The organism is Gordonia sp. AC31 (genome assembly GCF_031844505.1).
Classification (GTDB): Bacteria; Actinomycetota; Actinomycetes; order Mycobacteriales; family Mycobacteriaceae; genus Gordonia; species Gordonia hongkongensis.
Genome location: NZ_JAUZVK010000022.1, coordinates 12,920 through 38,882, shown reverse-complemented (window position 1 = coordinate 38,882; position 25,963 = coordinate 12,920). Strand labels below are relative to the sequence as shown.

19 protein-coding genes are annotated in these 25,963 nt (G+C 67.4%); 10 read left to right on the top strand and 9 right to left on the bottom strand.

Translation table 11 applies throughout. The annotated features are described in order from the left end of the window. Nucleotides 1-149: 149 nt before the first annotated feature. Nucleotides 150-719: a type 1 glutamine amidotransferase domain-containing protein gene (locus Q9R39_RS20400; protein WP_058252794.1), complete on the top strand. Its 570-nt coding sequence runs from the start codon at nucleotides 150-152 to the stop codon at nucleotides 717-719. A 17-nt stretch (nucleotides 720-736) separates the two neighbouring features. Here the strand turns inward: Q9R39_RS20400 and Q9R39_RS20395 are convergent, their stop codons facing one another. Further along, a complete protein-coding gene (locus tag Q9R39_RS20395) occupies nucleotides 737-1,348 on the bottom strand; it encodes a maleylpyruvate isomerase family mycothiol-dependent enzyme (protein ID WP_068970417.1) in 612 nt (203 codons plus the stop codon). 1 nt (nucleotide 1,349) lies between these two features. After that, nucleotides 1,350-3,344, bottom strand: a complete 1,995-nt coding sequence (locus Q9R39_RS20390; RefSeq protein ID WP_137810256.1) for an OPT family oligopeptide transporter — start codon at nucleotides 3,342-3,344, stop codon at nucleotides 1,350-1,352. Between the two features lie 247 nt (nucleotides 3,345-3,591). Between Q9R39_RS20390 and Q9R39_RS20385 the strand changes: the two genes are divergently transcribed. After that, nucleotides 3,592-4,230: a TetR/AcrR family transcriptional regulator gene (locus Q9R39_RS20385; protein ID WP_068970416.1), complete on the top strand. Its 639-nt coding sequence runs from the start codon at nucleotides 3,592-3,594 to the stop codon at nucleotides 4,228-4,230. Here Q9R39_RS20385 and Q9R39_RS20380 read toward each other — a convergent pair whose 3' ends face one another. Continuing rightward, nucleotides 4,231-5,832, bottom strand: a complete 1,602-nt coding sequence (locus Q9R39_RS20380; RefSeq protein ID WP_068970415.1) for a GMC oxidoreductase — start codon at nucleotides 5,830-5,832, stop codon at nucleotides 4,231-4,233. It lies immediately after the preceding gene. A gap of 433 nt (nucleotides 5,833-6,265) precedes the next feature. On the opposite strand from Q9R39_RS20380, the gene Q9R39_RS20375 reads away from it, so the two are divergent. Beyond that, the gene (locus Q9R39_RS20375; protein WP_068970414.1) at nucleotides 6,266-7,102 is read left to right on the top strand and encodes an SDR family oxidoreductase; all 837 of its coding nucleotides are present in this window, start codon (nucleotides 6,266-6,268) and stop codon (nucleotides 7,100-7,102) included. A 19-nt stretch (nucleotides 7,103-7,121) separates the two neighbouring features. On the opposite strand, the gene Q9R39_RS20370 is transcribed toward Q9R39_RS20375, so the two are convergent. Then, entirely contained in the window at nucleotides 7,122-7,544 is a 423-nt protein-coding gene (locus Q9R39_RS20370) for a DUF5313 domain-containing protein (RefSeq protein WP_058252867.1), read from the bottom strand. A gap of 55 nt (nucleotides 7,545-7,599) precedes the next feature. Here Q9R39_RS20370 and Q9R39_RS20365 point away from each other — a divergent pair, with 55 nt between their 5' ends. From Q9R39_RS20365 to Q9R39_RS20340, 6 genes are all read left to right on the top strand, one after another. Next, a complete protein-coding gene (locus Q9R39_RS20365; protein WP_065629451.1) occupies nucleotides 7,600-8,094 on the top strand; it encodes a MarR family winged helix-turn-helix transcriptional regulator in 495 nt (164 codons plus the stop codon). A gap of 32 nt (nucleotides 8,095-8,126) precedes the next feature. Next, nucleotides 8,127-9,305 carry a CaiB/BaiF CoA-transferase family protein gene (locus tag Q9R39_RS20360; RefSeq protein ID WP_068970413.1) on the top strand — a complete coding sequence of 393 codons (1,179 nt, stop codon included), beginning with the start codon at nucleotides 8,127-8,129 and terminating at the stop codon, nucleotides 9,303-9,305. 72 nt (nucleotides 9,306-9,377) lie between these two features. Then, complete coding sequence (locus tag Q9R39_RS20355) at nucleotides 9,378-10,910, top strand: catalase (protein WP_311278056.1); 1,533 nt, start codon at nucleotides 9,378-9,380, stop codon at nucleotides 10,908-10,910. A gap of 87 nt (nucleotides 10,911-10,997) precedes the next feature. Continuing rightward, the gene (locus tag Q9R39_RS20350; protein ID WP_311278055.1) at nucleotides 10,998-12,278 is read left to right on the top strand and encodes a competence/damage-inducible protein A; all 1,281 of its coding nucleotides are present in this window, start codon (nucleotides 10,998-11,000) and stop codon (nucleotides 12,276-12,278) included. Between the two features lie 164 nt (nucleotides 12,279-12,442). After that, nucleotides 12,443-13,855, top strand: a complete 1,413-nt coding sequence (locus Q9R39_RS20345) for a 3' terminal RNA ribose 2'-O-methyltransferase Hen1 (RefSeq protein WP_058252804.1) — start codon at nucleotides 12,443-12,445, stop codon at nucleotides 13,853-13,855. Beyond that, nucleotides 13,852-16,347 (top strand): polynucleotide kinase-phosphatase, encoded by a 2,496-nt coding sequence (locus tag Q9R39_RS20340; RefSeq protein WP_058252805.1) that lies wholly within the window; start codon nucleotides 13,852-13,854, stop codon nucleotides 16,345-16,347. The genes Q9R39_RS20345 and Q9R39_RS20340 overlap by 4 nt, the downstream gene beginning before the upstream one ends. Before the next feature lie 10 nt (nucleotides 16,348-16,357). Here Q9R39_RS20340 and Q9R39_RS20335 read toward each other — a convergent pair whose 3' ends face one another. From Q9R39_RS20335 to Q9R39_RS20315, 5 genes are all read right to left on the bottom strand, one after another. Further along, nucleotides 16,358-18,004 carry an acyl-CoA synthetase gene (locus tag Q9R39_RS20335; protein WP_058252868.1) on the bottom strand — a complete coding sequence of 549 codons (1,647 nt, stop codon included), beginning with the start codon at nucleotides 18,002-18,004 and terminating at the stop codon, nucleotides 16,358-16,360. A gap of 295 nt (nucleotides 18,005-18,299) precedes the next feature. Then, nucleotides 18,300-19,997 (bottom strand): DUF222 domain-containing protein, encoded by a 1,698-nt coding sequence (locus Q9R39_RS20330; protein WP_311278054.1) that lies wholly within the window; start codon nucleotides 19,995-19,997, stop codon nucleotides 18,300-18,302. A gap of 415 nt (nucleotides 19,998-20,412) precedes the next feature. Next, nucleotides 20,413-21,489 (bottom strand): acyl-CoA dehydrogenase family protein, encoded by a 1,077-nt coding sequence (locus tag Q9R39_RS20325; RefSeq protein WP_311278053.1) that lies wholly within the window; start codon nucleotides 21,487-21,489, stop codon nucleotides 20,413-20,415. Nucleotides 21,490-21,497: 8 nt separating this feature from the next. Next, entirely contained in the window at nucleotides 21,498-22,703 is a 1,206-nt protein-coding gene (locus Q9R39_RS20320; protein WP_311278052.1) for an acyl-CoA dehydrogenase family protein, read from the bottom strand. Nucleotides 22,704-22,749: 46 nt separating this feature from the next. Beyond that, nucleotides 22,750-24,426, bottom strand: coding sequence for an AMP-binding protein (locus tag Q9R39_RS20315; RefSeq protein WP_058252809.1), 1,677 nt, complete (start codon nucleotides 24,424-24,426; stop codon nucleotides 22,750-22,752). Nucleotides 24,427-24,541: 115 nt separating this feature from the next. On the opposite strand from Q9R39_RS20315, the gene Q9R39_RS20310 reads away from it, so the two are divergent. Further along, the gene (locus Q9R39_RS20310; RefSeq protein WP_311278051.1) at nucleotides 24,542-25,861 is read left to right on the top strand and encodes an MFS transporter; all 1,320 of its coding nucleotides are present in this window, start codon (nucleotides 24,542-24,544) and stop codon (nucleotides 25,859-25,861) included. Nucleotides 25,862-25,963 lie beyond the last annotated feature (102 nt).

Sequence of the window (25,963 nt, the reverse complement as noted above, 5' to 3'; positions counted from 1 at the left end):
ACCTCCCAGCCGTCGTCCGGGGACATTCAACACACCCCGCCCGGGTCATGCCCGGGCGGGGTGTGACCGTTTGGTGCACGACGCCCGCGGGTACCGGATCCGACGAGGCGCCGATGCCGTAGTCGGCGCGTACAAGGAGGTACACGGCCATGGCCGAAGAACTGAACGGCACCACCATCGCTTTCCTGGTCGCCCAGGAGGGCGCCGAGCAGGTCGAACTCACCGAACCGTGGAAGTCGGTCGAGGCGTGCGGCGGCAAGCCCGTCCTGGTGTCCACCGACTCCGGCACGGTGCAGGCGTTCAACCACCTCGACAAGGCCGACACCTTCCCCGTCGACACCCCTCTCGAGGACGCCCGCGTGATGGACTTCGACGCGCTGGTCCTGCCGGGCGGTGTCGCGAACCCGGATTTCCTGCGAACCTCGGAGCCCGCCGTCCGCTTCGTGCGCAGCTTCTTCGATGCCGGCAAGCCGGTCGCGGCCATCTGCCACGCGCCCTGGACCCTGATCGAGGCCGACGTTGTCCGCGGCCGCACCCTCACGTCGTTCCCGAGTGTGCGCACCGACGTCATCAACGCCGGCGGCACCTGGGTCGACGAGGAGGTCGTGACATGCCGCGACGGGGACAACGTGCTGATCACCAGCCGCAAGCCCGACGACCTCGCCGCCTTCAACGCCGCGATCGTCGCCGAGTTCGCGCGCACGAACGTCGCGAGCTGACCGCCCCGTCGGGGACGTCAAACGACGGACAACGGTGCAGATTCCCTGCCGGTCAGGGTGAGCAACGCCTGCTCGCCCTGACCGGTGAGCAGTGCGGTGGCGGCCGCCGTCGACAGCGCTGACGCCAGCACCTCGGCCGGCAGCGGGAGATCGGAACCGATCGCCCGCGAGATGTCGAGACCGTGCACCGCGAGTTCGAAGGTCCGGGTGGGCAGGTAATCGGACAGCATGATGCCGCCGAACGGCGTCGTCAGGGGCCGATCCCCCGTTCCCGCAAGGGCGTCGACGGCCTGTGCGCGCCGCTCCCGGACCCCGGCGCGCGGATCGTTCCCCAGGGACAGCCCGGCGTCCACTCCTCGCTGTCGGACCGACGCGGGGTCTCCGTAACCGCGGATCGATGCGAAATAGGCCGCGGTCGAGGTCAATTCGACATCACCACCGGGCTCGGCCAGGTAGGTGACGACCGTCGTCAGCGATCTGCTCGCGTGTCCGACGAGCGATCGCAACGACCATTCGCCGAGACCGGGTCCGTCCCAGCGATCGTCGGCGATCAGGTCCACCAACCGCGTCAGATGCTCGGCACCGGCCGTGAAGTCGTCGATCGCACGTGCCAGTGTTCCCTCTGCCATCTCAGTCCTTCGGAGTGCCGGCGGTCGTCGACGACGTCCCGCTCGCGGTCGCTATCTTGCGGACACGGTCGTAGAGGAGGGCGATGGTCGCGGCGAACACGATGACGCCGAGGATCTGTGCCCAGGTCCCGAAGCCGTCGCCGACGATCGCCAGCGCCGAGTCGTCGCCCGTGGCCGCCACGATGCCGGCGAAGACCACGCCGAAGAGCGCCTCGCCGACGATCAGGCCGGTGGCCAGCAGGACACCCATCCTCTTCTTGTGTTCCACTGCGCCGCCGCTGCGTTCGGCCCAGCGGTTGTAGTAGTGACCGATGAAGGCGCCGATCGGGATGATCAGGACCACCGACATCGGAAGGTACATGCCCATCCCGACAGCCAGCGGCGGCAGCCGGAAACGCCCTGCGCGATCGAGGAGTTCGTCTATCACGATCACCACCGCGCCGATCAGGGCACCGATTCCGACGAGTCCCCAGTTCAGGTCCGCCCCCAGTACCCCTTGCGCGAGGGTCGTCAGCAGACCCGCCTGCGGCGCCGCGAGCGCGTCCTCGGTGGCACCCGGCGCGCCGACGAACCCGAAGGCCTCGTACATCAGCTGCAGGATCGGCGGGATCACGGCCGACCCGAACAGCACGCCGATGATCAGCGCCACCTGCTGTTTCCACGGTGTCGCCCCGACGAGTTGACCGGTCTTGAGGTCCTGCAGGTTGTCATTGGAGATGGTCGCGACGCCGAAGACGACCGCGGCCGTGAACAACGTGTACGCGATGAGCGCGTCGGTCTGCGAGTCGTCCGCCGGCCCGAAGGTCAGCTTCACGAGCAGTGCGGCGATGAGAACCACCAGGATGCCCACGCCGGAGATGGGGCTGTTCGACGACCCGATCAGGCCCGCCATGTACCCGCACACCGACGCGACCGCCAGTCCGATGACGAACACGAAGACGATGCTGACCACGATGATCCCGGTGGCACTGCCCTCCAGAACCGTGTCGCGCACGAAGTCCCACAACAGGATTCCGATCGGGATGAGCAGCACGAGGATGCTGCCGCCGACGATGTTGATCGGCATGTCCCGCTCGGTGATGTCGACCGTGACCCCCTCCCGACGCGATCGCGAGGAGACCATGGCCGCCCGGATTCCCCGCACGATCGGACCGATGACCTTGATCAGCGTCCAGACGGCCGCGATGGCGATCGCCCCGGCCCCGATGAGTCGCACGTCATTGGCGAAGATCGAGCTGACGGCGTCGCCGAAATCCTCCCCCGCCGTGCGCCCCTGGGTCTCGATGGGCAGCAGTACGACGTAGGAGATCACCACCCCGACGAGCATGGCGATGCCCACGGTGATCCCGACGAGATGGCCGATGCCGATCAGCGACATCGACAACCCGGCACTGAACAACGTTCCGCCCGTGCCGATCCTGATCGTCGTCGAGATCGAATCGCTGAGGACCTGGAGTTTGGTGAGCAGGGCGAAACCGGCCGACGCGAGCGAACCGATGACGATCGTGCGCAGGCCGGCCTTGTTCTCCGCGGCGCCGCCCGCGGAATCGCCGACCTTCAATACCTCTGCTGCCGCAACGCCTTCCGGGTAGGGCAGGTCGGAGCCGGTGACCAGCGCGCGCCGTAGCGGGATCGAGTACATGACGCCGAGGATTCCGCCGATCGCGCACACCGCCACCGTGATCCAGTACGGGAAGCCCGTCCACCATCCGATGATGACCAGACCGGGTATGACGAAGATGATCGCCGACAGCGTGCCGGCGGCGGACGCGATCGTCTGGACGATGTTGTTCTCGACCACCGAGTGGTTGGCGAAGTACCGCAGAATGCTCATCGAGATGACGGCGGCCGGGATCGCGGTGGCGAACGTGAGGCCCACCTTGAGTCCGAGGTACACGTTGGCGGCTGTGAAGACCAGCGTGATGATGCCACCGAGGACGGCACCTCGGAGCGTCAGTTCTCGCAGGTTCGCCGTGGCCGGAGGCGCAGTCGCCATCTGGTCCCTCCCAACAGTCGGGTCCTGCGACCGGCGGTCGGTCGGACGGTGGATCATCCGGGCATTCGTCGATCCACCATAGGCCCGGATGGCCACTCGCGCTGCGACTTCCCGTGCGGCCGGGGTCGGTTCGCGTGTCGCGCCGACGCACCTCCGTACGGCACTGACCGCTTTGCGGTGTTTCGGCGAGTCGGACACGGCCACCATCGCGGCGTGTCGATCGGCGACGGTAGGGCATCATCGATCCATGAGCGAAGGGAAGACGGAGCAGTCTGCCCGCACCCGTGCGCTGCTCATCGAGGCGGCCGAGAAACTGATCGCCCTGAACGGGGTCGCGGCCGTGTCCAGTCGCCAGATCAGCAAGGCGGCCGGTCAGGGCAACAACTATGCCGTCGGCCATCACTTCGGTTCCAAGGACGATCTCCTCCGCGCCACCCTGACGTCGCACAACGTCCCGATCGAGCGGCTTCGCCAGAGATGTCTGTCGGAGGTCGGACCCGACCCCGGGGTCCGCGACTGGCTCCGCTGCCTCGTCGGACCCGAGGTCGAGTACCTCGCACAGATCGGTGCGCCGAGCTACTTCGCCCGGTTCTTCGCCCAGGTGTCGAGCGATCCGTCCGCGACCGCCCTGCTCTACGAGGAGACCGCGCGATCGGAGGTCCTCATGACGATCCTCGACCGGTTCTACGCCACCTTGCCGACCTTTCCCGACGACGTGCTCGAAGTGCGCAACAACCTGACGCGCCACATGATCGTCAACGCGCTCGCCGACATCGAACGGGCCGCCGAGGACGGCGGGACTCGAACAGCCCCATGGGAGCACGAGCGCGACCTGGTCGTCGATGCGCTGACCGGGATGTGGCTCGCGCCGGCCGCCTCCCGGTGATCAGATGACCGTGCCGACATCCCGGGCGACGATCCGGTCGAGAGCGCGCTCGGCGACCGCTGCGATGGTCATCGACGGATTGCAGGCCGCCGTATTGCCCGGCATGAGTGCGCCGTCGATGACGTAGAGCCCGCGCTGGCCGTGAACGCGTCCCTCGAGGTCGCACACCGCACCCATGTTGGCCCCGCCGAGCGCGTGCCAGGTCGAGGGGAACACCGCATTGGTGTCCGTCAGGACGGCGTCGGGTCCGGCGATCCGGCGCACGGTCCGGTCGATGTGCTTGGTCTGGATCTCCGAATCGCCCTCGTGTGGCCAGCGGATCACCGAATCTCCGATCGCCGAGTCGTAGGAGATGACGCCACGTCCCGAGCTCACCCCGAAGCCGACCATCATCGTGGTGCCGGCGTACACGGGTAGTGGCGGCAGCGATGCCTGGATGACGGTGAACGCGCACTTCGGATCGCTCCAGTTGGGGCTGCCGAAGACCACCGGTCCGCCCTGTACCGTCCCGAAGTCGATACTGGGGCTGGTCCAGGTGTAGATCCGGTCGGCGTTGGTGCCCCATCCGTGCCCCACCCCGTCGGGCAGGCCCGGCACGGTTCCGGTCGCGCGCGCCTTCACCAACAGCTTGGTCGTGTTCACGCTGCCCGCCGACAGGATGAGTGTCCCTGCGATCAGTTCGTTGTGCTCCAACACTTTCCCGGACTCGTCGGTGCGTTCGACCTCGAGGGACCATCGGCCGTCGGGTCGGCGGGCGACCTGCCGCACGGTGTGCAGGGTTCGGACCTGAACCCGCCCGGTCGCCTCGGCCTCGCGGATATAGGTGACGTCGACACTGTGCTTGCCACCGTTGTTCACGCCGATGGCGCCGTCGCCGTTGGTGTAGGCGGGCTTCGTCTCGCCACGCAGCTCGGCCGCGGCATACCCCCAGTCGATCGGCATCGGGATCTTCTGCAGCGGAAGGCCCTCGGCCCGAACTCGTTTCGCGAACTGTCGCGGTGCCAGGTATTGCGGGGAACGCACCACCGAGTCGGGCGCCACCGCGACCTTCAGCATCCGCGCGACCCGCGGGTAGTGCACACGGTTCATCAGTTGCCAGTCGAGTGCGTTCGGGAAGTGCTCGTTGAACACCGCCTCGCTCGGTTGCAGTGTCATGCCCTGGTAGACGAGGGAACCACCGCCGAGGCCGGCCGGGCAGAGTGCGGTCATGTTGACGCCCGCGACCGACTCGAACAGTCCCACATAGGGTTCGACGCTCAGCGGCTTGCCGAAGAGGTTCGGGGTCGACTCGTGCCACAGGATCCGCTTGTCCGGACTCGACGCACGCGGGAAGGTCTCCGAGTTCGGACCCGTCGGCCACCGCCGGCCCCGCTCGAGCAACAGGACCGGCACGCCGGCCTGCGCGAGCCGGAGCGCCGCGACGCCACCGCCGAATCCCGAGCCGACGATCACCACCCGATGCTCTTCGCGTGTCCGCCGGATCCGTCGCGATGGATCTCCTGACGCCGGTCCGGCTCCGGTGACGGCCGCGGCCGCCGAACCCGCCGCGGTCATCGCCGCCGCTCGCAGGAAGGTACGTCTGGTCGGTGATACCCCGGTCATGGTTCTCCTGTCGTTCGGCGCGAGATGGCGCCGGGTGCTTGGTGATTCGGCAGCTCGAGAGACGGTGGAGACCGTGGTCGCGGGTCGAGGACGCCGCGTGGGACGGACCGGGGCGTGGCCGTCGCGACACAGGATTTGTCATGGACGACCTGTGTGTCAAGGGCCACTTCGGTGACCAGTGGTGATCGGGGACATCGCCGACGCAACCCTTGACAAGCCCTTCAGTCATGTGACTGAATCGTCGCGGGCGTGGGTAGGGCCGCCATCGGTGTACGGCCGATGCGCGGGCGTGAGTGCGGCGCGCCGCGCTCGCGTGGACCTGGTCGGGATCGTGGCCGAGTGCCGAAGAGCGCAGAGAGGACGGGGAGTTCGCCGAGCAGGCGGCAACGGAACGCTAGGATGACGCGACCTTTTGTCGCGGGCGGGGAGTTGCATGTCTGATCATCTGCAGGGCAAGACCATCATCATCACCGGCGCCGGAGGCGGTTTCGGCAAGGTGATCGCGGAGATGTGCGCGGCACAGGGCGCTCACATCGTCGGTGTGGACATCGACGCCGACGGGCTCACCGCGGTCGCCGACGGCATCACCGCCACCGGCGGGTCGGCTGTCGCACACGTCGCCGACGTCACCGACATGAACCAGATGAAGGGCGCCGCGGCGGCGGCCGTCGACCGGTTCGGTGCGATCGACGTGATCGTCAACAACGCCGGGGTGATGCCGCTGGCGTTCTTCGCCGACCACGAGCGGGCCTGGGAGAAGTGGCACCGGGCCATCGACATCAACATCAAGGGCGTCGTGAACGGCATCTCGGCGGTGTACGACCAGATGGTCGCGCAGGGCCGGGGTCAGGTGGTCAACATCGCGTCGATCTACGGCAACGGCGGCTTCGAGGGCTCGGGTGTCTACAGCGCGACCAAGGCCGCCGTGACGATGCTGTCGGACTCCTTACGCATCGAGGCCAAGGGCAAGATCAAGGTGACGACGGTCAAACCGACCGGCGTGGCCGGCACCAACCTGGCGAGCTGGATCGTCAACGACCGCGCGATCCGCGGGATCGTCGGGCAACGTGCGGCGTCGTACCGCGAGCACATCACGGAGCTGATGCAGGGCACGCTGCCCGACGAGCTCGTCGACGTCGACTCGGTGAAGTACTGGCTGATCACCCCGGAGGATCTCGCCCGGGCGGTCGTGCATGTCATCGACCAGCCGTGGGGCATCAGTCTGTCCGACGTGACGGTCCGGGCCAGCGGCGAGGACTACCTGTACTGAACGCCGGCGCCGTCTCGGCCTAGTTCGACGGGCGGCGTCGTTCACCGCGGTACTTGCGGTGGTACTCGTCGTAGAGGTCCGAGTTCTTCTCTCGTTCGAGCTTGTTCACCAGGTCGGGATCGAGTCCGTGCTGGACGAGCCGGTGACGGCGGTAGACCCGGTTCAACGCGATCGAGAAGAAGAGGTAGGCCAGCAGGATCGGCATGGTCATCGTGATCCGGACGCCCCAGTCGGCCGGGACGAAGAGCATCGGGGTCAGCACGATGATGCACGGCACCGCCCAGCGGACCACCATGCGTACCGACGCACCCGGGCCGGCCAGGTCGTTGGTCACCCAGCCGAGCATCGATTTCGGCAGACGCGCCCAGTAGGCGTACTTCACGTACTCCCAGGCATTCGGCTTGGTGCGCGGTGCAGAGGTCACCTGTCGATCGTGCACCACGTGCGGGAGTCGTCCGACGTCGCCTCCCCCACCCCGGCTGGGTAACCTGACCGGCATGGGTTCGGAGATGACCGCGTCGGCCGACGACCCCACCGGCCCGGATCCGATCAGCGGCCTCGAGGCCGAACTCACCGATTTCTGGCGACGGGGCCGGGTGCGCACCCGGTTGCGCGCCCGCGCCATCGACCCGCGGCTGGACCCGTCGTGCTACCCGCTCATCACCGTGCTGGCCCGGCACCATTCGATGCCGATGTCGGATCTGGTCACCGCCGTCGGCATGGAGAAGTCGACGGTGACGCGGCAGATCGACGCGATCGTGCGGCTCGGGCTCGCCGAGCGGCACCCGGACCCGCGCGATGCCCGCGCCCGCGTGGTCACCCTCACCGATCACGGTCGCGAACGTGTCGACGCCGTGCTCGCCTCGGCGGTCACCGATTGGCGTGCTCGGCTGGCCCAATGGGACCCCGACGACATCCGGACGCTCACGTATCTGCTGCATCGCCTCACCGAGGCCACCAACGATCCCGAGGCCGGCGAGGGGTCTCGTTGACCGGGCGTGGCACCGTCGGCGATCCTTGGCCGGTGACTCCGGACGAAGGACTTCTGCCCCTCGAGGGCATCACCGTGGTGGCGCTCGAACAGGCCGTCGCCGCACCGCTGGCCACCCGACACCTCGCCGATCTCGGCGCCCGGGTCATCAAGGTGGAACGGGTCGGTGACGGGGACTTCGCTAGGCAGTACGACGCGGCGGTGCGCGGCGGCGCCGCCTCGCACTTCGTGTGGCTCAACCGCGGCAAGGAGTCGGTCGCGCTCGACCTCAAGAGCGAGGACGGACGCCACGCGATCCGAACCCTGATCGCCGGCGCGGACGTCTTCATCCAGAACCTCGCTCCCGGGGCGGCCGCCCGGCTCGGCCTCGCCGCCGACGATCTGCGCGCCGACCATCCCGAGCTCGTCGTCGTCGACATGTCCGGATACGGCGACGCCGGACCGTATCGCGACCGCAAGGCCTACGACATGCTGGTGCAGGCCGAGGCCGGGCTGATCTCGGTGACCGGGACGCCCGACGAGATGTCCAAGACGGGTATCCCGACCTCCGACATCGCAGCCGGTATGTACGCACTGACCTCCGTACTGTCGGCGCTGTTCCGACGCGCCACCACCGGAGTCGGCGCGCGCGTCTCGGTGGCCATGTTCGACGCCACGGTCGAATGGATGGGCCACCCGATGTACATGCGCCTGTACGGTGGCCGGCAGATCGCCCGTGCCGGGCTCGGCCATGCGGCGATCGTGCCCTACGACAAGTACCCGACCGCCGACGGCGACATCCTCATCGGCGTCCAGAACGACCGCGGCTGGGACACGCTCACCCGCGTGGCCCTCGAGCGCCCGGATCTGGCCGACGACCCCCGCTATCGCACCAACATCGAGCGGGTCGCCCGGCGAGCCGAGGTCGACGCCGCGATCGGCGCCGAGACCAAACGCTTCACCACCGACGAGCTCGACCGTCGCCTCGCCGACGCGGGCATTCCCGCGGCCGAGATCCGCGACCTCGAAGGCGTCGTCGCGCATCCGCAGCTGAGTGAGCGCGACCGCTGGCGCGAGGTGGACACCGAGGTCGGCCCGGTACGGGCGCTGCTTCCGCCGCTGACCTTCGACGACGTCGAGCTCGCGATGGGTCCGGTACCGGCTCTCGGACAGCACACCGAGGCGGTGTTGCGGGAATTCGGGATCGGCGTCCCACCGACGCCGTCGGCGTAGGATCGGCGGAACGGACCTGCAGCCCTCGGGTCCGCTTGTCATGCACGGATACGACGACCTCTCGGAGGCGATATGTCCGACGATTCTCTGTTCACCACCCGGGATTCGGGAGCACCCGCGGGGAGTGACGAACACTCCCTGACGGTTGGCGCCGGCGGCCCAATCGTCCTGCACGATCACTACCTGATCGAGCAGATGGCCCAGTTCAATCGCGAGCGCATCCCCGAGCGCCAGCCGCATGCCAAGGGCAGCGGCGCTTTCGGCACTTTCGAGACGACGCAAGACGTCTCGGCCTACACCTGTGCCGCACTGTTCCAACCCGGCGTGAAAACCGAGATGGTGGCCCGGTTCTCGACCGTTGCCGGCGAGCGCGGCAGCCCCGACACCTGGCGTGACCCGCGTGGTTTCGCACTGAAGTTCTACACCGACGAAGGCATCTACGACATGGTCGGCAACAACACGCCGGTCTTCTTCGTCAAGGACCCGATGAAGTTCCAGCACTTCATCCGTTCGCAGAAACGCCGCCAGGACAACAACCTTCGCGACCACGACATGCAGTGGGACTTCTGGACGCTCTCGCCGGAGTCGGCGCACCAGGTCACCTGGCTGATGGGCGACCGCGGAATCCCGAAAACCTGGCGCCACATGAACGGATACAGCTCGCACACCTACCTGTGGGTCAATGCCGAAGGTGTCAAGCACTGGGTCAAGTACCATTTCAAGACCGACCAGGGCGTCGAGAACCTCACCCAGCACGAGGCCGACCAGATGGCTTCTGCGGACACCGATTTCCACACCCGCGACCTGTTCGAGAACATCGCGGCGGGCAACCATCCCAGCTGGACGCTCAAGGTGCAGCTGATGCCGTTCGACGATGCGGTCAGCTACCGCTTCAACCCGTTCGATCTCACCAAGGTGTGGCCGCACAGCGACTATCCGCTGATCGAGGTCGGCACGATGACCCTGCACACCAATCCGGTCGATCACCACACGCAGATCGAGCAGGCCGCGTTCGAGCCGAACAACGTCGTGCCGGGTATCGGATTCAGCCCCGACCGCATGCTGCTCGCGCGCGTGTTCTCCTATGCCGACGCCCATCGCCACCGGATCGGCGGCAACTACAGGCAGATCCCGGTGAACGCGCCGAAGAACGAAGTGCATTCGTACTCGAAGGACGGGGCGATGCGCATCCACAACGTCCCCGACCCGGTCTACGCACCCAACTCCAAGGGCGGCCCGTCGGCGCTGTATCCCGGCCAGGGCGAACCGCAGTGGGCGGCGAACGGGGAGATCCTGCGCAGCGCATATGTCGACCATCCCGAGGACGACGACTGGGGTCAAGCGGGGACGATGGTCCGGGAGGTCTTCGACGACGAGCAGCGTGAACGCTTCGTGGACAACGTCGTCGGGCACCTCCTCAACGGTGTCTCCGAACCGATCCTCCAGCGGGCGTTCGAATACTGGCATCGCGTCGACCCCGACATCGGTGCGCGGATCAAGTCCGGTGTGACCGAGAAGCAGGACGAATCCGATCCGAAGGCCGATGACCAGGCCAACCCCGCCCGGTCGTCCGCCCAGGAGAAGGCCAAGGCCGAGAAGGCCTGACATTCTCCGCGCAGTTCGCACCGAACCGTGGAACGCGCCCTCTGACGGGGGCGCGTTCTGCGTCGGTGGCCTACTAGGCTCGATGGCGTGAGTGTGCGCGCAGGCATCGTGGTCACCGGAACCGAAGTCCTCACCGGCCGGATCACTGACCAGAACGGGCCCTGGCTGTCCGAGGAACTCCTCGAACTCGGGGTGGACGTCGCCCACATCACGATCTGTGGCGACCGGCCCGCCGACCTCACCGCGCAACTGCGCTTCCTCGCCGAGCAGCAGGTGGATCTGATCGTCACCAGCGGCGGGCTCGGCCCCACCGCCGACGACCTCACCGTCGCCACCGTCGCCGAGTTCTGCGGCCGCGAACTGCTCCTCGATCCCGGACTCGAGGAGCACATCGCCGCGATCATCCAGCGCTGGCGCGGGATCGGATTCGACGTCTATTCCGGACCGACGAGGGCCGGTATCCGCAAGCAGGCCCTGGTACCGGTGGGGGCGGTTCCGGTACCACCGACCGGCACCGCGCCGGGTGTCGTCATCCCCGCGGCCGCCGGCGTGCCGACGATCGTCGTCCTGCCCGGCCCGCCCTCGGAGCTCCAGGCGATGTGGCCGACCGCGATCGCCACGGCTGCCGTCGCCGACGTCCTGTCACGCGCCGACGACCTGCGTCAGGCGACCATCCGCGCCTACGGTCTCCTCGAAGCGGAACTCGCCGAGACGCTGCGATCGGCGGAGACCGCGATCCCCGCCTTCGGGCAACTCGAGATCACCACCTGCCTGCGGCGAGGCGAACTCGACATGGTCACCCGATTCGCCGCAGCTGATGCGTCGGTCTACGACTCCCTCCTCGACCTCCTCGTCGAACATCATGGGCGGCAGATCTTCTCGACCGACGGTTCCACGATCGACGATCTCCTGGTCGCCGCCTTGGACGGGCGACTGATCGCGACCGCCGAGTCGTGCACCGGCGGACTCGTCGCGGCGCGGCTCACCGACCGGCCCGGCTCGTCGGCCTATGTGATGGGTGGCGTCGTGTCGTACTCCAACGACGCCAAGTCGGATCTGCTCGACGTCCCGGCCGAGCTCATCGCCACGCACGGAGCCGTCAGCGAGGAGGTCGCCGCCGCGATGGCCGAGGGTGCGCTCGCACGGTTCGGTACCGATGTCGCGGTGTCGACCACCGGAGTGGCCGGCCCCGGTGGCGGCACCGAGACGAAACCGGTCGGCACCGTGTGCTTCGGTGTGGCTCTACGCGACCGGCCCACGGTCACCGTCACGCGCAAGTTCCCCGGTGACCGCGAGCGTGTCCGGTCGCTGACCACCACTGCCGCACTGCATCTCGTCGTACGCGCGCTCAGCGACGCCTCCGCCTGACACGACCCTGCGGTGGTTTAGTGCAGCGATCCTCGGCTCCTCAAACCCGCAAGAGGCGACGCTCCATTGCTCCCTGAGGTGCGAGGAGCGCAAGCGACGAGCCTCGAAGGGCCGCCGCCCAGAAATCTGTTTCCCGGCAATGCGCAGTAGGTCAGACTGTCCTGATGCTGTTGGCCATCTCGGCCGAACGTTCATCCACGCTCGAGACCCCGAGCGATCTGGGCTTTCTGCTGCACAAGCATCCGGAGAAGGTGCAGCCCTTCGACGTGTACGGCGGAACGGCGCACGTCTTCTACCCCGAGGTCACCGATGTTCGCTGCACAGCCGCGCTCCTGGTGGAGGTCGACCCGGTTGCGTTGGTGCGAGGACGATCCGGGACGCGCGACGGGTTCGCGTTGGGCCAGTACGTGAACGATCGGCCCTACGTCGCCTCGTCGTTGCTGGCAGTGGCGATGGGAAAGGTCTTCCGGTCTGCGCTCCATGGGCGCTGCGCGAGTCGCCAAGAGCTTGCGGACTCGAAGTTGGATCTGACGATCACCCTACCGGTGGTCCCGGGCGATCCCTCCCTGTTGTGCCGCCTTTTCGAACCCATGGGTTGGACTGTCACCGCCGAGGCCATCGAGCTGGATGCCACGCGACCCGATTGGGGTGATGCGCCGCTCGTGTCCCTGGCCCTCGTCGGATCGCTTCGTCTGGCCGCGGCACTCAATCACCTCTACGTCTTGCTGCCGGTACTCGACGATGCCAAACATTATTGGGTCGGTGACGACGAGGTGGACAAGCTCGTCCGCGCCGGATCGGGATGGTTGGCCGGCCATCCGGAGCGGGAGCTGATCACCCATCGCTACCTGGCCCACCAGCGCGGGCTGAAAGATGCTGCCACACAACGGTTGGTCGAACTGGACGACCGGCCGGTCGAGGACGCCGCGGAAGACGACGATCCCGATGTCTCGCGCCCGCTGGTGCGGACAAGGCACGACGCGGTTCTGGACGTCGTGCGCGAGTACCGACCGGCGACGATCGTCGACCTCGGATGTGGGTCGGGAGCTCTGCTCGGTGCGTTGCTCGAATTGCGCGGCGTGACACGGGTGATCGGCACAGATGTGTCCGACTCGTCCCTGTCGAAGGCGGCCAATCGGCTGCATGTCGACCGGATGACCGAGCGTCAATCCGAGCGCCTCACATTGTTGCTGTCGTCGCTGCAGTATGAGGACGATCGCCTCGAAGGCCTCGATCTGGCAATTCTCATGGAGGTCATCGAACACATCGATCCAGCACGGCTCCCGGCGGTCGTCGACAACGTCTTCGGGACGATGCGGCCCCGCCGCATCGTCGTCACGACACCCAACAGCGAGTACAACGTGCGGTACCCGGCTCTGGTCGACGGCGGCTTTCGACACCCGGACCACCGTTTCGAGTGGACGCGCCGGGAATTCGAGACCTGGGCCGGTGCGGTGTGTGAATCCTACGGCTATGTCGTCGATTTCAGACCGGTGGGCGAGCACGACGACGCGATCGGGCCGCCGACGCAGATGGCTGTGTTTGCACAACTGTCGACGGGACGGGCAAACGCATGACCGAGCTCAGTATTCCGGAACTGTCCCTGGTCGTCCTGATCGGTACGACGGGTTCCGGCAAGTCGACCTTCGCGGCCGGCCACTTTCTTCCGACGGAAGTCGTGTCCAGTGACGACTGCCGAGCGATGGTCTCGGATGACCCCAATGAACAGGGCGCGACGTCGGATGCGTTCGATGTGCTCGAGTACATCGTCGGCAAGCGACTCGACCGCGGCCGGCTCACCGTCGTCGATGCCACCAATGTGCAGGCGTCCGCGCGTAAGTCGTTGTTGGCGCTGGCCAAGGAGCACGATGTCCTCCCGGTGGCGATCGTCCTCGACGTTCCGGTCGCACTGGCGCTGGAGCGCAACGCCGCTCGGCCGGATCGGGACTTCGGCGCGCACGTCGTGAAGCGTCAGCATGACCAGCTACGAAGGTCGCTACGCAGCCTCAAACGGGAAGGGTTCCGCACGATCCACGTCCTGGATTCTGTCGAAGCCGTTTCATCGGCGTCGATCGTGCGGACGCGTCTGTTCAACGACCGCCGAGACGAGCGCGGCCCGTTCGATGTGATCGGCGACGTACATGGTTGCCGCGACGAGCTCGTGGCGTTGCTCGAGCGATTGGGATATGCGGTCGTCCGCGACGACGAGGGACGCTGCGTGGACGCCGCGCACCGGGATGGCCGCCGAGCAGTCTTCGTCGGCGATCTCGTCGACCGCGGTCCGGACTCCGCGGGCGTGCTGCGCCTGGTGATGGGCATGGTGGCTGCCGGCAATGCGCTGTGTGTGTCGGGCAATCACGAGGCGAAACTCGTGCGTGCTCTTGGCCGTAAAGACGTCAAGCCCACACACGGCCTGCAGGAGACACTGGATCAGCTGGCCGCAGAGGACACTGAGTTCGTCGCCGAGGTGCGGCGATTCTGCGATGGTCTCGTCGCGCACTACGTACTCGACGACGGCAGGCTGGTGGTCGCGCACGCGGGATTGGCCGAGAAGTATCACGGCCGGGCGTCCGGGCGGGTGCGGGCGTTCGCACTATACGGCGACACGAGCGGCGAGACCGACGAGTTCGGTCTGCCGATCCGTTACCCGTGGGCGACTGAATATCGAGGCGCGGCAACAGTGTTGTATGGACATACTCCGGTGCCCGAGACCGAGTGGGTCAACAACACCATGTGCCTGGACACGGGATGTGTCTTCGGCGGCAGCCTCACGGCACTGCGCTACCCCGAGCGCGAGGTGGTGTCCGAACAGGCACGAGCGACGTATTACGAACCCGTCCGTCCGCTGGTCCCGCCGCCGCGCCGCCCCGAGGTGCTGACCCTGACCGACGTCCTCGGTCAGCGCGTGGTCGACACCCATCACATGGGTCGGGTGTCCTTGCGAGACGAGACCGCCGCCGGCGCCTTGGAGGTGATGAGCAGATTCGCGATTCCGCCGGCCGAGCTGCTCTACTTGCCGCCGACGATGTCGCCGGTGGACAGCTCGTCGCGCGATGGACTGCTGGAGCACCCGGATGAGGCGTTCGGATTCTACGCGAAGCACTCGATCGGCCGGGTGGTCTGCGAAGAGAAGCACATGGGGTCCCGTGGGATCGTCCGGGTGGCGCGCGACGGGTCCGGCTGCATCCATTCGCGGACCGGACGCGCCTTCTTCTCCGACGAACGGCAGACGGAACTGCTGTCGCGGATCGCCGATGCCGTGACCCGCGCCGGTGTGTGGACGGACCTCGACGCGACCTGGATACTCGTCGACGCTGAACTGCTGCCGTGGACTGCGAAGGCGGAGGCCATGATTCGCAGCCAGTACGCCCGGGTCGGCGCCGCGGCGACGCACGCACTGCCGGCGGCGGTCGACGTACTGGCGGTCGCAGCCGCGCGCGGAATCGATGTCGATGATCTGCTCACCAGGGTGCGGTCGCGCGCCGCCAACGCCGACCGCTTCGTCGACTCCTATCGTCACCACGTGCAACCGATCGACACTCCGTTGGGAATCCAGGTGGCGCCCTTCCAACTTCTCGCCACGGATGCCGCGACGTATGAGACCCGCGATCACGAGTGGCACCTCGGCATTGCGGATCGCCTGGTCGCCTCCGACCCGGAGTTGTTCCGGCCCACCCGACGCCTCGTCGTGGAGACAGCCGATGCATCGTCGCGCGCAGCAGGCGTCAGCTGGTGGGAGGACCTCACCGCGAGCGGCGGCGAGGGAATGGTCGTCAAGCCGCTCGACAATCTCGTCCGCGGACCGAAGGGCCTCGTCCAGCCGGGGCTCAAAGTCCGCGGTCGTGAGTATCTGCGAATCATCTACGGCCCCGACTACACCGAAGCGGCGACCCTCGCCCGGCTCAAGAACCGCAACCTCCGATTGAAACGGTCGATGGCGCTGCGCGAGTACGCCCTAGGGCTCGAGGCGCTGCGTCGAGCAGTGGCAGGAGAGCCGACGTGGCGCATTCACCAATGCGTGTTCGGCGTCCTCGCGATGGAGTCGGAGGCCGTGGACCCGCGGCTGTAACCGCTGCGGGTCAGAGCGGGCCGGTCGGGAGGTGCCGGCGGACGAGCTTGCCGGTGGGGTTGCGAGGCAGGTCTTCGACGAAGACGACGTCGCGGGGCACCTTGTACCGGGCGAGGTGCTTCTTGGCGTGCGCCTTGATGTCCTCAGGCGTGGGGTTCGCATGTTCGGCGGCGACGATGAAGGCGCGCAGACGTTTTCCGTATTCGTCGTCGTCGACGCCGATGACCGCCACGTCGTCGATGTCGGGATGCTCGCCGAGCAGGTTCTCCACCTCGAGCGGGTAGACGTTCTCGCCGCCGGAGACGATCATGTCGTCGTCGCGGCCGTCGATGTGGAGGAGCCCGTGCTCGTCGAACCGGGCCATGTCGCCGGTGGACATGTAACCGTCGATGATCTCCTTGTTGCGGCCGTCGGTGTACCCCTCGAACGGGGCGCCGTTGCGCACGAACAGCCTGCCGCGCACGTTGGTCCCGGAGATCCGGTTGCCCTTGTCGTCGAAGAGCGCGAGTCGGCTCGTGACCGGTGCGCGGCCCACCGTCCCCGGTGCCAGACGCAGCTCCTTCGGTTGCGCGACCGTGGCGATCGCGACCTCGGTGGAGCCGTAGAGGTTGTAGAGCACGTCACCGAACGTGTCCTGAATGGCTTCCGAAAGTGTCGGCGACAGAGCCGAACCCGCGAGCACGACGATCTTCAGCGACGACACGTCGTACTTGCCGATGACGTCGGGACCCAGGGCGACCATGCGGTGCAGCATGGTCGGGACGGCGACCAGCACCTCCGCCTTGTGCTCGGCGATCGCGGCGAGGGTCTTCTCCGCGTCGAACCGACGCATCACCACGGTCTTGTTGCCCAGCGCCGTCCCCACCCCCCACAATGCGAAACCGGTGGAGTGGAAGATCGGCGAGACGATCACCATGGCGCTGCGCTGCGGCAACGAGATCCGGTCCAGCAGAAGCGCACTGGCGAACGGTGACATCTTGGATCGCTGGGCGCCCTTGGGCAGTCCGGTCGTGCCGCTGGTGAGGATGACGAGTCCACCCCACGCGGCTGGTTCGGGCGGAGTCGACGTATCGCCGGTGGCTGCGATGTCGTCGAGGGTCTGGACGCCGTCGCCGACGGGGCGGTTGCCGTCGATCCAGGTGACGATGCGCAGGGTGTCGGCGGGGAGGGAGTCGGCGAGGTCGGTGAACTCCTCGTCGTAGAGCATCGCCACGATCTTCTCGCGTTCGGCGACCTCGGCGAACTGGGTCTTGCCGAAGCCGGTGTTCATCATGGCCAGGCGGAACCCGGCCTTGCCCGCGGCGCTCATGGTGGTGAGCAGACCCCGGTGGTCCCGCGCGATGACGCCGATGACCGATCCCGGCTTGATGCCGGACGCGAGCAGGTGGTTGGCGAGTGCGTTGGCGTGCGCATTGAGTTCACCGAAGGTGAGCTCGCCGTGCTCGTCGGCGACGGCTCCGGCCTCGGGATACTCGTCGGCACCGTGTGCCACAGCCGCCGCACACGGACCGATGATCTTGGCCCGCTTGACCGTGGTCAGCAGCTCCTTGGGTTTCGTCGGATCCACGAGACCCGATCGCCGCAGGACCTTGAACGCCCCAAAGGCATCCTGCGCCGATTCCACCACCGTGCCGACCGCACCGGTCACCGAGACCATGTCCACCCCACCTTCCGCGGCTGGGCCGCGTCGTCGCTCTCTTCCGGTTCGCTGCGCGCCCGACGCACCCTGGTCACCGTCGTCACCAGCCGTGCCACAGGTGCAGGATATGCCGACCATGCCGACCGATGTCCGTTTCACCCGAATCGGTTGTCACACTGATCAGTTCACCGCATTTCGCACTCAGGTCACCGTTCGCCGTCCCGATGGGGTCGACCGAACGGCGATCTCGTGGCGACAGGCTACCAAGTCTGACAACTCGCGTCATCAGATTGGAGCCCCACGTGCTCTCGGGTCAGTACGGCGGTGGGTCGATGCGGTCGAGTTCTTCGCGGGCTCGTTTGTTTCGGGCGCGTTCTTGTCGCCGGCGGGCCAGTTTGGCGTCCAGTCGGCTGTGTGTGCGCTCCGGGTTGTCGGAGGCGATGACCCGTGGTGTGGGTGGGGCTTGGGCGGCTTGCTCGAACCGGATCCGCCGAAGGTTCGGGAAGGTGTCTTCCAGCGTCTCGGCGTCGCCGGGCAGAGTGACCCCTTCGGGCGTTTCGTATTCGGTGACCAGGCGACCGTCGTCGTCGCGGTACTGCACATCAACCCAGTCCCCGTGGGTCTTGAAGAGGTGACTGGGGCGGCATTTGGTGTTGAGGTTCTCACTCGACGTCGCCCCACCCCGGGCGGGGTCGGTGTGGTCGTACTCGGTGACATGGTCGAGATCGCACGCGAATGCCGAACGGGTACAGCCGGGTTCGGTGCAATACCCGTCCCGCACCCGCACGAAATCAGCACACGACGCGGTGGGCCGATACCCGTTGCCGGGATGGGTCGCCGGATACACCACCGCCACACCCGCGGCGGTGACATCGGTCGAGTCGCCGAAGTGGGTTGCGGTGGAATGCTTCTCGCTGTCGGCTCGGGTGTCCTCGGCTGGTGCCGGGCGTTGGGCGGTCCGCCGCTGGTCATCGTCATTGGTGCTGGGGGCGACGTAGGTGGGTTGGGTGCGGGCGGGGGTGACCGGGGACAGCGTGGCGTCCGGGCGGGCGGCGAGGTCACGGACGTGTTCGTCGCTGATGATGCCGTGTTCGTCGAGGAACCCGACCCCGGGTGCCCCGGCCAGGGTCGCGGCATCGGTGACCACATGGATCACGATCTCGGCGCGGACCGCGTCGAGGACGCTTTGCGGGTCCGGGATGTCGGCAGTGCACGGCTGTTCATCGTCGCACTGGCAGTCGAAGCTGGTGCGGGTCAACAGCGCGAACATCGCATCGGATCGTCGAATCCCCTGGGTGCGGCCATCTCGCTTACAGACCGTGTCGGCGAGGATGGCGACGGCTTTGGCCGAGATCCGCACGTTTTCCGCCGACATGACGGCGGTGAGTTCGGCGGTGCCGTCGGGCAGTTCGTGGCTCCATACCCCACGTTGGTCCATGGCGTCTTTGCGGCGTTGGCGTACCGCGTCGGGGTCGTGGCGAAAGACGAGGCGGTCGACCATGTCGCGCAGGCGGGCCCGATCCCACACCCCTTTTCGGCGGCGCACCGTGTCGGCGATCTCGGCATCCAACGCGGGGGTGATCGGGTCGTCGGTGGGGATCAGTTCGGTGCGGGAGATGATGAGCCGGATCTGCCACTGCGACAGGACCCCGTCACGCAGGGTGTCGGCAACCTCGGGGAGCCGGTCGCGTAGTGCGATGGCCTCGTCGATGAGGGTTTCGGCGTGCCGGCGGGACACCCCGGCTTGGCGGGCGATGCGGGCCGCGCAGTCAGCATGGCCGTCCATGACGAACCCGGACGCGCTGGTGGTGATCAGGCGGTCGGTCATTGCTGCGATCGTCTGATACTGGTGCCAGGCGAGGTAGGACTCGCCGCGCCGGGTGGCGTCGAGGCCGGCCATCAACATGACCATGTCGGTCTCGGCCGCGTGGGCAGGATCGACCCCGGCGATGTACTCGCCCGGCAGATCGGTCCACGCCTTCACCACGCCCCCCGACGCCTGTCCACTCACCCGCTGCGACCAGGTGATCCGTTGAAAAACAATGTAAACCCGGCCACCGACAATTCCGGTTGAGTCTCCACAGGAGTGACATCGTTGTCGACGAAATGGGCTCTGGGCGTTGCGGTATGGTGCCGTCCGGGTTGGCGATGGCTGAGTTCGTCGGGTTGCCAGGTGGTTTCGACACGGCGACTCGCCTAGCGGCTCGTTGCCGGCTCAACCAGCGGGGGTGGGCGACTCGCCTAGCGGCTCGTTGCCGGCTCAACCGGCGGAGGTGTGCCAGCTCAACCAGCGCGGGGAGGGGCGCCTCGCTCCGCTCGGGGCCGGCTCGACCAGCGACGGATTTCGCGGCTGCGCGACGAGCGCTCCGCAGGTCAGCGACGACGAGTAGGTCGAACGCGCCGATCCGGAACCACTCCGCCGGCGCTCACACCGACGCCGCGCGGGCCCGTCCGAGCATGGCGCGGGCGACGGTGTCGACGTGCACGTCGTCGTCCTGGAACAACAACTGGTCGGTCTTGGCCCGCCGGAAGTGGTGATGCAGCGGGTGCTCCCACGTGAACCCGATCCCCCCGTGGATCTGGATGGCCTCCTCCGCGGCATACATGGCGGCTCGCGAGGCCAGCACCCGAGCCGACGCGGCCCGCTCGGCGAGATCCGCGTCGTCGAAGCGGTCGACGTCCGCGGCGTCGAGGACCGTCGCCTCGGCGAGCTCAGTGGCCACGAGCATGTCGACGAGGCGGTGCTTGAGCGCCTGGAACGATCCGATCGTGCGACCGAACTGCTGCCGCGTCTTCGCGTAGTCCAACGTCATCTCGAGGCACCGGCGGGCGATACCCACCTGCTCGGCAGCCAGGGCGATCATCAGCAGCGACCGCACCCGGCGCAGCCGCGCCTCGAGTTCCGGCCCCGACACCCGGGTCGCCTCGACACCGGTGAACTCGACAGTCGCGAACTCTCTTGTGAGATCCAGGCTTTCACGCTGGTGGCGGCCGACACCGGCAGAGCTGCCGTCGACGACGGCGAGTTCCACACCGGACGCGGTGTGCGCGACGACCACGAGCACGTCGGCCGACGCCGCGTCGAGGACGACGTCCTGCCGTCCGTTCAGGACGAGCGTTCCCTCATCGGTGACCTCCGCACCGATCGACGAGGAGACCACGGCGGGGCCGCAGACGAGTGCGGCGCGCCGCTCCCCGGACGCGATGGCCGGCAGGTGTGCCCGTCGCCCCTCGTCGTCGGCGGCATGGAGCAGGGTGAGGCCGGCCATGATCACCGACGAGAGGTACGGCGAGGAACCGAGACAGCGACCGTGGGCGGTCATCACGACCGACGCGTCCTTCACCCCGTACCCGGCCCCGCCCAGATCCTCCGGAAACGGGATCTCGGTCAGTCCGAGTTCCCGAATCGACGGCCAGACATCCTGCGCCGGAGCGTGTTCCGACCACGCATCGGTGAGGGCGGCCTGCAGATCGCGCTGCTCCACGGTGAGTTCGATGGGCATGTGTACTCCTAGCGGGGTTCGCGCGGCAGTCCGAGGCCGCGTTCGCCGATGATGTTCCGTTGGATCTCGTCCGAGCCGCCCGCGATGCGGTACCCGGGTGCGCCGAGCAGATGCTCCGACCATGCGAACGTGTCGGGCTCGCCGGTGTCGGCGACGATCCGGTCGCCGAGGAACGACGCCGCGGCGTCGCCGACGCGCTTCAGGTTCTGCGTCCACACGAGTTTGCCGATGGAGCCCTCGACACCCGGGACGGCACCGGCCCGTTCACGTTCGGCGTAGCGCACCACCATGAGGGCCGCCGCCCGTTCATAGATCGCGGCGTCGCCGAGCTGCTGGCGGGCCAACGGGTCGTCGGACAGTCCGAGACGGTCGGCCAGGCGGGCGAGGTCGACGCTGTTACCGCCGGCACTGACGATCCCGGCGCTGGAGTTCCGCTCGAAACCGAGTGTGGTGAGCGCGACCTTCCATCCGTCGCCCTCGGCACCGACCCGCAGGGAGTCCGGTAGTTCGACGTCGGAGAGGAAGACCTCGTTGAACGTCGACCCACCGGACATCTGCCGGATCGGCCGCACCTCCACGCCGGGCGTGTCCATCGGGACCATGAATGCGGTCATGCCCTTGTGTTTCGGCGCCGACCGGTCGGACCGGGCGATGAGCAGACCCCACTCGGAGAACTGCGCGCCGGAACTCCACACCTTCTGGCCGTTGATCCGCCAGGTGTCCCCACTCCGAACGGCTTTCGTCGACAAGCCGGCCAGGTCCGAACCCGCCCCGGGCTCGGAGAACAGTTGGCAGCACAGCTCGTCCGCGCGCAGGAAGGGGCGGACGAACCGCTTCCGCTGCTCGTCGGTCCCGAGTGCGTGCAGGGTCGGCGCCACCAGTTCGACTGTCACCAAAACGTTCTCGTGGCGTTCGGGGGCCTGGTATCCGCGTTCGAGGTTCACGTAAACGCGTTCGTGGCCCGCGGTGAGACCCGGTCCGCCCCACTCCGGGCCCCAGGTGATCGCGCCGAAGCCCGCGTCGACGCGTCGGGCCTGCCACGCTCGCGCCGCGTCGATCAACGCACGCTCCTCGTCGTGCGTCCGATTGTGGAAGATGGCGTAGGTCGGGTCGTGCTCCTGTGCAGCCCAGGCCGGCAGTTCGGCGTCGAGCCAGGCCCGCGCCTGTTCTTCGTAGTCATCGAGCGTGATCGCGCCCGGTGCGGTCGTCGTCATTCTCGTCGTTCCTGTCCTGCTCGGTCGTGCTGTCCTGCTGGATTTCTCACCGTTCGTGCGCCGCGGAGATGGTCACGGCCTGCATCTGCGGCGGTGTGGTCGTGCGGTCGCGGGTCCAGTCGCGGAGGGCGAACTTCTGGATCTTCCCGCTGGCCGTCTTCGGCAGGGAGTCGACGACGAACACGCTCTCCGGGACCTTCTGCATCGCGATTCCTCTCGCGGAGAGGAACTCTCGAACCTCTTCGAGGGTGAGGTCGACGGCGTCCCGGGTGACCACGAACGCGCACCCCCGCTCCCCGGTTCGGGCGTCCGGCCCGGCGACGACCGCGATCTCGGCGACCGCGGGATGCTCACTCAGTTCGTTCTCCACGTCGTGGGTGCTGATCTTCTCGCCGGACCGATTGATGATGTCCTTGATCCGGCCGACGATGTGGATTCCACCGTCGGCATCGAAGTAGGCGAGATCACCGCTGCGGAAGAACCCGTCGGCGGTGAAGGCCTCGTCGTTGAGCGATGCGTCGAGGTATCCGAGGAAGGTGTCGGGCCCGCGCCACAGCACCTCACCGACGACGCCGGTCGCAGCGATACCCCCGGCGCCGTCGGACACGATGACCTCGGTCGGGGCGAGCACGCGGCCATCGGTCCCGGTACGCAGGCGGGGTTCGTCGGAGCGATTGGCGGACGTCACCGACGGCCCCTCGGTGGCGCCGTACATCCGCGTCACGGTGCCCAGCACCTCGGTGGATCTGGTCACCAGCGAGTCCGGGATGTCGGCACCCCCGCAGATGATGTAGCGCACCGACGGTGTGCGTACGCCACGCGCGACGGCCGCGTCCAAGAGGCCACGTAGGAACGGGGTCGCGAAGATCATGAAGCTGGCGCGCTCCTCGAGCACCCTCGTCAGTGCGACCTCCGGGTCCCACGCGTCCTGGAGCACCACCGGCGCACCGAGGAGGAAGGGCAGGGTGAGGGCGCAGTTCACGCCCGTCACATGCGTCACCGGCGACGGGTTGAACACGACGTCGCGCTCGTTGAGTCCGAACGTGTCGATCATCGACATGTTCTCGAACACGAGGGTGTTGTGACTGTGCAACGCGCCCTTCGGATCCGCGGTGGTCCCCGATGTGTACAGCAGCAGGCACACGTCGTCGGGATCGGCGGGCGGCAGCGCGCGCACCGCCTCGATCATCTCCGGCGTCGCGGACGCGATCAGATCGGCGAGTCCGACGGTCTGGCCGTCGGTTGCCTGGCCGTCGGTCGTGACGACCAGGTCCAGTTCCGGAAGTCGTTGTCGGAGAGTTGCATACATCGCGACGTGATCGAATCCTCGGTGTGTTCCGGGAACGAAGGCGACCTTGGTGCCCGCCTGGCCGAGAATGAACCCGACCTCGCGTTCCCGGTAGATCGGCACGATCGGGTTGGCGACACCACGGACCCGATGGATCGCATGGAAGACGACGACCGCCTCGGCCGAGTTGGGGAGCTGGAACGACACCACGTCGCCCGGCTGCACACCGCGGTCGTGGAGCGCCGCGGCCAGGCGCAGGGATTGCTGTTCCACATCGGCGAAGGTCAGCCGCCGGTCGCCGTCGATGACCGCGACCGTGTCGGGATACAGCGCGGCGGCCCGCTCGAGGAAGTGGTCGACCGTCTGGTCGCGCCAATGCCCCGCCGCCCGGTAGCGCACGGCGAGATCGGGACGTGGAGAGTGCGTGGGACGCATGGTGATTCCTCCGGATGCTCTTGCCGATTGCTCGTGACGCGTTCTACAGTAACCCACGTCTCACTAAATATGTACATATTAGTGCTCCCCGAGTCCATTCCCAGAAAGAGACCTCATGGCATCCCAGGATCGACGGAGCCGGCGAGCGGTCGTCGCGGCCGGCATCGGAACGGTGGTCGAGTACTACGACCTGACGGTGTACGCGTACCTCGCGGTCGTGGTCAGCCCGCTGTTCTTCCCCAGCGATGACCCGACCGCCTCGTTGTTGTCCAGCCTCGCCGTCTTTGCGTCGGCATATCTGATGCGGCCGATCGGCGGCATCTTCTTCGGACGTCTCGGCGACCGCTTCGGCCGCAAACGAGCGCTCCTGGTGTCGGTGATCCTGATGGGTGTGGGCACCACGCTCATGGCCCTGCTGCCCACTTACGCCGCGGTCGGGGTCCTCGCGCCGATCCTGCTGGTCATCGCCCGGTTGCTCCAGGGCTTCTCGGCGGGCGGTGAGCTCGGCGGCGCGCTGACCTACGTCTACGAGATCGTCGGACCGAAGCGTCGCGGTCTGGGCGGATCGATCGTTGCACTGGGCTCGAACAGTGGCTTCGCCCTGGCTGCGATCGTCGTCGCGACCACCTCGGCACTGACCTCCGAGGCCCAGATGGACAGTTGGGGCTGGCGCATCCCGTTCGTCGCCGGCCTGCCGCTGCTGGTGCTCTGCCTGTGGCTGCGAACCCGCATCGAGGACTCGCCCGAGTTCACCAAGACCGCCGAACGGCGCGAACTGCCGAAGGCGCCGCTCCGAGAGCTGTTGCGCAGTCAGCCCGCCCAGGTCCTGCAGGTCCTCGGGTTGGGTATCGCTCAGAACGCGACCGGGTACATGGTGCTCACCTACATCGGCATCCACCTCGTCCGCGAGGGTGGATACAGTCAGACCGCGGTCACCTGGACCGCCGCCGGCGTGATCGTCTTCATCGCATCGTGTATGCCATTGGCTGGAATCCTGGTGGACCGCTTCGGAAGTCGGCCCGTCCTCATCGCCGGCCTGCTCACCGCCGCCACCCTCGCCTACCCCGCGATGGCTCTGATGACCGGGCACGGTCTGGCGGTGGCCGCCATCGCCTTCGCGGTGTTCGCATTGTGTACCCCGCTGATCCAGGTCGCCACCGCACCGCTGTTCCCGTCGTTGTTCGACACGAAGGTTCGCTTGACCGGCGTCGCGCTCGGCTTCAACCTCTCGACGGTCTTGGCCGGCGGGACCGCCGCCTACATCGCCACGTGGCTCATCGACCGCACCGGCAACTCGCTCTCCCCCGCCTACTTCCTCATCGGTTCGAGCGCGATCGGTCTGCTCACGCTGATGACGATCCGGCGGAAGCGCGGCGGACTCGGCGACGCCGGCGGCGCTGCCGACGACACCCCGGCCGTTCCCGCGCGTACCTGACCCGACCCGGCGTCATCCGGCGCCCGACAACCGAATCCGACGAAACGGACGCGGACCGCTCTGCACGGTGTGGTCCGCGTCCGTTTCGGCATACTGTTCGAG

What these genes read in the sequence shown, in the direction of transcription:
- Q9R39_RS20395 (WP_068970417.1), bottom strand. Translation starts at nt 1,348, where the DNA reads ATGGCAGAGGGAACACTGGCACGTGCGATCGACGACTTCACGGCCGGT.
- Q9R39_RS20345 (WP_058252804.1), top strand. Translation starts at nt 12,443, where the DNA reads ATGCTGTTGGCCATCTCGGCCGAACGTTCATCCACGCTCGAGACCCCG.
- Q9R39_RS20320 (WP_311278052.1), bottom strand. Translation starts at nt 22,703, where the DNA reads ATGACGACGACCGCACCGGGCGCGATCACGCTCGATGACTACGAAGAA.
- Q9R39_RS20390 (WP_137810256.1), bottom strand. Translation starts at nt 3,344, where the DNA reads ATGGCGACTGCGCCTCCGGCCACGGCGAACCTGCGAGAACTGACGCTC.
- Q9R39_RS20380 (WP_068970415.1), bottom strand. Translation starts at nt 5,832, where the DNA reads ATGACCGGGGTATCACCGACCAGACGTACCTTCCTGCGAGCGGCGGCG.
- Q9R39_RS20385 (WP_068970416.1), top strand. Translation starts at nt 3,592, where the DNA reads ATGAGCGAAGGGAAGACGGAGCAGTCTGCCCGCACCCGTGCGCTGCTC.
- Q9R39_RS20315 (WP_058252809.1), bottom strand. Translation starts at nt 24,426, where the DNA reads ATGCGTCCCACGCACTCTCCACGTCCCGATCTCGCCGTGCGCTACCGG.
- Q9R39_RS20355 (WP_311278056.1), top strand. Translation starts at nt 9,378, where the DNA reads ATGTCCGACGATTCTCTGTTCACCACCCGGGATTCGGGAGCACCCGCG.
- Q9R39_RS20335 (WP_058252868.1), bottom strand. Translation starts at nt 18,004, where the DNA reads ATGGTCTCGGTGACCGGTGCGGTCGGCACGGTGGTGGAATCGGCGCAG.
- Q9R39_RS20310 (WP_311278051.1), top strand. Translation starts at nt 24,542, where the DNA reads ATGGCATCCCAGGATCGACGGAGCCGGCGAGCGGTCGTCGCGGCCGGC.
- Q9R39_RS20365 (WP_065629451.1), top strand. Translation starts at nt 7,600, where the DNA reads ATGGGTTCGGAGATGACCGCGTCGGCCGACGACCCCACCGGCCCGGAT.
- Q9R39_RS20375 (WP_068970414.1), top strand. Translation starts at nt 6,266, where the DNA reads ATGTCTGATCATCTGCAGGGCAAGACCATCATCATCACCGGCGCCGGA.
- Q9R39_RS20400 (WP_058252794.1), top strand. Translation starts at nt 150, where the DNA reads ATGGCCGAAGAACTGAACGGCACCACCATCGCTTTCCTGGTCGCCCAG.
- Q9R39_RS20325 (WP_311278053.1), bottom strand. Translation starts at nt 21,489, where the DNA reads ATGCCCATCGAACTCACCGTGGAGCAGCGCGATCTGCAGGCCGCCCTC.
- Q9R39_RS20340 (WP_058252805.1), top strand. Translation starts at nt 13,852, where the DNA reads ATGACCGAGCTCAGTATTCCGGAACTGTCCCTGGTCGTCCTGATCGGT.